The following is a 4,352-nucleotide window of genomic DNA, read 5'->3' on the forward strand; positions in this document are numbered from 1 at the left end:
GTTAGCGTAAGCTAACGAGCCACTAAGCCCTAGACTTCAGTCTAGGGTAGTTGACATCCATAAGGATTGTTAAGGTAGACAACCTTCTTTTTCTTGTTGTAACCTGTAATTACACAAGCATGTGATGATGGTGTAACGTTCACCTTACCTGAGTTAGTTTCCCACGTTTGCATATTGTTGACGCGGCTAAAGGTTGTAGTAGTAATAATTAAAACGGGATGACCATCGGAAACCAGTTTTAATATTTTCAGGAAATTACTGCCGGAAGCATTAACGATGTGGTTGGTGTATTTACGTGCAACGTTATAAAGCGGACCATTATAAACGCACCAGCCGGCATTTGCTACAGTCATATGACCGACAAAGCCCTGATTAGGATTACCGCGATAACGGCCATTGTCGGTAAAAGAATCGACGTGTTGAATGTTCTGTGCTAGTTCATTTTTAGTAACTTTGATGCCATAATAGTTCATAAGCATGGATAAACTAGTTACCTCGCAGCCGTTAGGCAGGTCGGGAAGCTGATTTTCTAGAGGAACATTGAGCTTTTGTTTCTCTTTCATCATTATCCAATTAATTTCGTCATCAATTTGATTTTTGTTTGCAAGGTAAGTTAGACTAAGCACTAATATTAATCCAATTGGAATAATTAAAAATAAGTACTTTAAATTAATTTTTTTATTTTTCATGAGTACTATTCTAGCAAAATCTTATTATGAATTCTAAAAAGTGATGACAAAAAAATTTTTTGTAGTATGTTAGTGAGTAGAATTAACAAAAAGGAAAGTTTATTTTGAAGATTAATTTAGAAGATTTAAATAATAAAATTGAAAATCAAGATTACATTCAAGATCTTGAAACAGTAAAATATGGCGATATTAGCAAATCTAAGAGCAAGATCAAGCCTTATGCAGAGAAGATGATTAAGGAAGTCGCTGCTGCGTTCAAGCATGATTCATTAGTGCAAACTCAGCTGGCAGTGACAGGTCAGCGTCCGGTTACGTTTGCTTTAGAGACTAATATCATCAACTTGCCTTACGGCAATTATGAGAAGATTGTCAATTTTTTTGAGGAAGGGCAAGAATATCCGCTTAATGTTTATTTTGAAACGCGGTCTGATTATGTTAATGTTTCGCATTTTAGAATTGATCAATTGGCAACTGAAGAAGAAGTTGAAAAAGATGCTGATAAGGTGGTAGATCAACTAGTAGAAGCAATCATTGAAAAGCTGACAGTTGTGCGTAAATATGAAGCGCCAGAAAAGAAGACTGCTAAGAAGGAAACAAAGAAGAGCAAAACTGCTAAAAAAGAAATTAAAAAGAAAAAGTAGTTTTATAAGGTTTTTAGACTCGAATCTAAGTGATTCGGGTCTTTTTTGTAATGATAACAAAAATTTTTGTTTTTTATTTTTGCTCTTTTTCCAGTCAAAACTTGGAACAAATGTTATTATAGCAAGCTTTTTCGCCATCTATTTTCTTTTTAAAAAAGTCTTATTTTGCCCTTGCATTATATAATACATGTTATATAATAAAGATGTAAGGAATGAGGGAACGAAAAGTTCCAACAAGTTAAAGTGATTTAGAAAATAGAGGTATTCATTATGTTAGACTCAAAGAAAATTGTTAAAGTTGTTTCAGTTGTAGTTGCTTCAATTAGTATGATGGGTATTGGTTCTGGTGCTGCTCAAGCTGCTAGCTTCACTGCTCCAAAGTTAGGTATTTCAGAAGTTGCTCCTACTAACCCATCAATCAAAAAGGGTGACAAGATTTTCGTTGTTGTAAAAGACACCAAGAATCAAAAAGTTAACGTTTTAAACGCTAACGGTAAGAAGACTGCTAAGAAAGTTTCAATGGGTTCAACCTTCACTGCTAAAGCTGTTAAGAAAGCCAACGGCAAAAAGATCGTTAAGATTAACAAGAGCCAATGGTTGAACGTTAAGAACGTTGTTAAGGACTAATTCTTTCAGATCAAAACAATAAATAATTCTAAACATAATGAATGCATATTTATATAGATAGACTTTAGATCAATCATTTTGCATATTTGCAGGTGATTGATCTTTTTTTGCCAAAAGAAAAGACCGAATCAATTTGATTCGATCTTTAGTACATCAAGGTTAATATTATTTGATTTCTTTAAATTTATTAAGTGAATGGTCATTGGTGTAGAAGAAGAAGTCTTCCAATACGGCACTCTTAATTACACCTTTTTCGATTGTCGCGTTAATAGTATCAGCTGTATCAGGATACTTACCTGAAAAGCCTAAGTTAAGATAAGCTTTATTGACGCTGTAGTAGAAGTAATGTTTGACATCTTCTTCCCAACCAGTGCCTTTATACATTAAATGAATGTGCTTTTCTTCGTTAGCTACTAACTCATCGTATAAGTTGTCGATCCATTCCTTTAATCTATCTTGTTCATTCTTGCCAAGCTTGCTATAGCCTAAGCGGAACTTATATCCAGGATAGATACCGCTGAATGAAGTACCACGTAAGGCTAACTTAACAATTTCAGCAGTTCTAACCATCTTGCCGTCACCGAACAAGTAGAGTGGGGCGAAAAAGCCAGAGTGATAAAGAGCAGTTTCCAAAATTACATCAGCTGCTTTTTTCTGCAAGGCATCTCCACTTTGATAGATTTTATTTAAAATATGGATCTTATTTTGCAAATAAGGATTATTGTTTGCCCAATTCAAAGTTTCTTCGACAGTCTTGTCATCAGATAACTCATGCAAAACATAACTGTAACCCTTATTGGCAATTGATTCCAAATATTGCAACGCGTTTAAAACGGCAGATTCTTCAGGCGTAATTGCGTCCGCCTTAATCTGTTCAATACCGTTACGCATTTGTAAGCCAGACGAGAAAGACAATGCTCCAAAAGCATGAAGCAAAGCTTCTTGAATTGGCTTATCTAATTTTATAAATTCTTTTTTATCTTCTCTAACCGGAACGTTGCGAGGTTCCCAAATAATATCGTTTAGTCTCGCCCAAGCGGATTTGTCGACACGATCCTCCATGTCATTCCAGTTAATTGCTTCGTAATATTTCTCAGTCATACTCAATCTCTAAAATCACTCAAAAAGCTAATATTTCCACGTAATTCTTTAGGTTTTTGGATTTTCTTGTTGCTTTCACCAGTAGAAAGATCATGAACAATCTTGCGAACGTTTTTGACATCTTCACTTGTGCCACTAAATTCCAATAAATAAAGAATCGGCACTTTTAGCGTAGCTGCGATCTTCTTCGCGGTTTGAGCAAAAAGGTCGTTGAAGTTACGATTACCACAACCGATAATTCCGATAATATTCTTTTTATTGTCTTTATACGTTAAAAAGTTAACGACTGAATCCATCATGAAATCCTGGTATGCAGGAACGATCAAAATGTACTTTTGACCCATATCAAATTTGGGTTTAGCATCGCTGATCTGATGGGCTTCTAATTGCGTTTTATCAATAAAACGTTTAGTTTGCCCAGTTATTGAATAAAATGCTATTGCTACCATATTTTTACCTAATAAATCTAATGTACTCAATGCCTATCTTCTCACCTAAATCCCAAGTATTCAATAGTTAAGCTATTCAAATTTTGAAAAAATTCCCCTATAATGTAGAGCAAGGAGGAATCGTCATGTTTAGCTGGAATATTATTGGTATCTTAATCTGGGTTGCCATCATACTGTATTTAGTATTTATTATCCAAAATATTCGTCGTAGACGAATTAAGATGATTATTAAACAGCATAAGCACTTTAGCTGGCCTAACTTTATCTTGAATATAGTTGAGGTGGTCATTTTATTTGTAGCAGCTGGCTGGATGTTTAATCAAACATTTATGGATAATCCAGATTTGGAAGATGCAAGTCGAATTACTTCAAGCGTTAAATATGAACCGCTGATAATGAAGACAGGGGTTGGCAATTCAAGCTATGTCACGATCGATTCAGCTAAGAAGAGATACGGTTCTCAGTCATATACTTTTTATAAGGCAGGAAGCAAAATCACGGCGTCTAGTGATTATGCATCGATTGCGTATGGTGATACGGCATTAGATGTTAATGCAGAAAAGATTCCATACGTTAAAAAGACGCTTAAGAAAATGGATAAGAAATATCAACGTGCTTATGTAGCCATTTATACGGCGACATATAAGAAGAATTGGCAAAACGGTATTGGAATGCACGCAGGGCATTTGGCAACGCGTTATTACTTGATCCGGGTGCCAGATCAAAGCTTCATCAAGCAAGGAAAATAAGCAAAGAAAATCCCCATTCAAAGACGAATGAGGATTTTTTCTTGTGTGTCGGGCATGACATTTCATCTAGTCTAGTGAAAGTCTAGACCACGGGTA

At 35.2% G+C, this 4,352-nt stretch carries 5 protein-coding genes and 1 pseudogene; 3 read left to right on the forward strand and 3 right to left on the reverse strand.

The genetic code is table 11. The features are described 5' to 3' along the window. Positions 1-56: 56 nt before the first annotated feature. Positions 57-689 (reverse strand): annotated as a pseudogene (locus CP357_RS09570) (C39 family peptidase); the annotation flags it as partial. Positions 690-793: 104 nt separating this feature from the next. Between CP357_RS09570 and CP357_RS09575 the strand changes: the two are divergent. Continuing rightward, the gene (locus CP357_RS09575; RefSeq protein ID WP_098037188.1) at positions 794-1,330 is read left to right on the forward strand and encodes a hypothetical protein; all 537 of its coding nucleotides are present in this window, start codon (positions 794-796) and stop codon (positions 1,328-1,330) included. A 270-nt stretch (positions 1,331-1,600) separates the two neighbouring features. Beyond that, positions 1,601-1,957 (forward strand): hypothetical protein, encoded by a 357-nt coding sequence (locus tag CP357_RS09580; RefSeq protein ID WP_098037189.1) that lies wholly within the window; start codon positions 1,601-1,603, stop codon positions 1,955-1,957. A gap of 165 nt (positions 1,958-2,122) precedes the next feature. Here CP357_RS09580 and CP357_RS09585 read toward each other — a convergent pair whose 3' ends face one another. Together CP357_RS09585 and nrdI are read right to left on the reverse strand one after the other, a co-directional pair. After that, the gene (locus CP357_RS09585) at positions 2,123-3,058 is read right to left on the reverse strand and encodes a ribonucleotide-diphosphate reductase subunit beta (RefSeq protein ID WP_098037190.1); all 936 of its coding nucleotides are present in this window, start codon (positions 3,056-3,058) and stop codon (positions 2,123-2,125) included. 2 nt (positions 3,059-3,060) lie between these two features. Beyond that, complete coding sequence (gene nrdI, locus CP357_RS09590) at positions 3,061-3,507, reverse strand: class Ib ribonucleoside-diphosphate reductase assembly flavoprotein NrdI (protein WP_098037191.1); 447 nt, start codon at positions 3,505-3,507, stop codon at positions 3,061-3,063. A gap of 125 nt (positions 3,508-3,632) precedes the next feature. On the opposite strand from nrdI, the gene CP357_RS09595 reads away from it, so the two are divergent. Further along, a complete protein-coding gene (locus CP357_RS09595; protein WP_087236369.1) occupies positions 3,633-4,256 on the forward strand; it encodes an LVIS_2131 family protein in 624 nt (207 codons plus the stop codon). Positions 4,257-4,352 lie beyond the last annotated feature (96 nt).

Origin of the sequence: Lactobacillus sp. UMNPBX6 (genome assembly GCF_002553975.1) — a bacterium.
Classification (GTDB): domain Bacteria; phylum Bacillota; class Bacilli; order Lactobacillales; family Lactobacillaceae; genus Lactobacillus; species Lactobacillus gallinarum.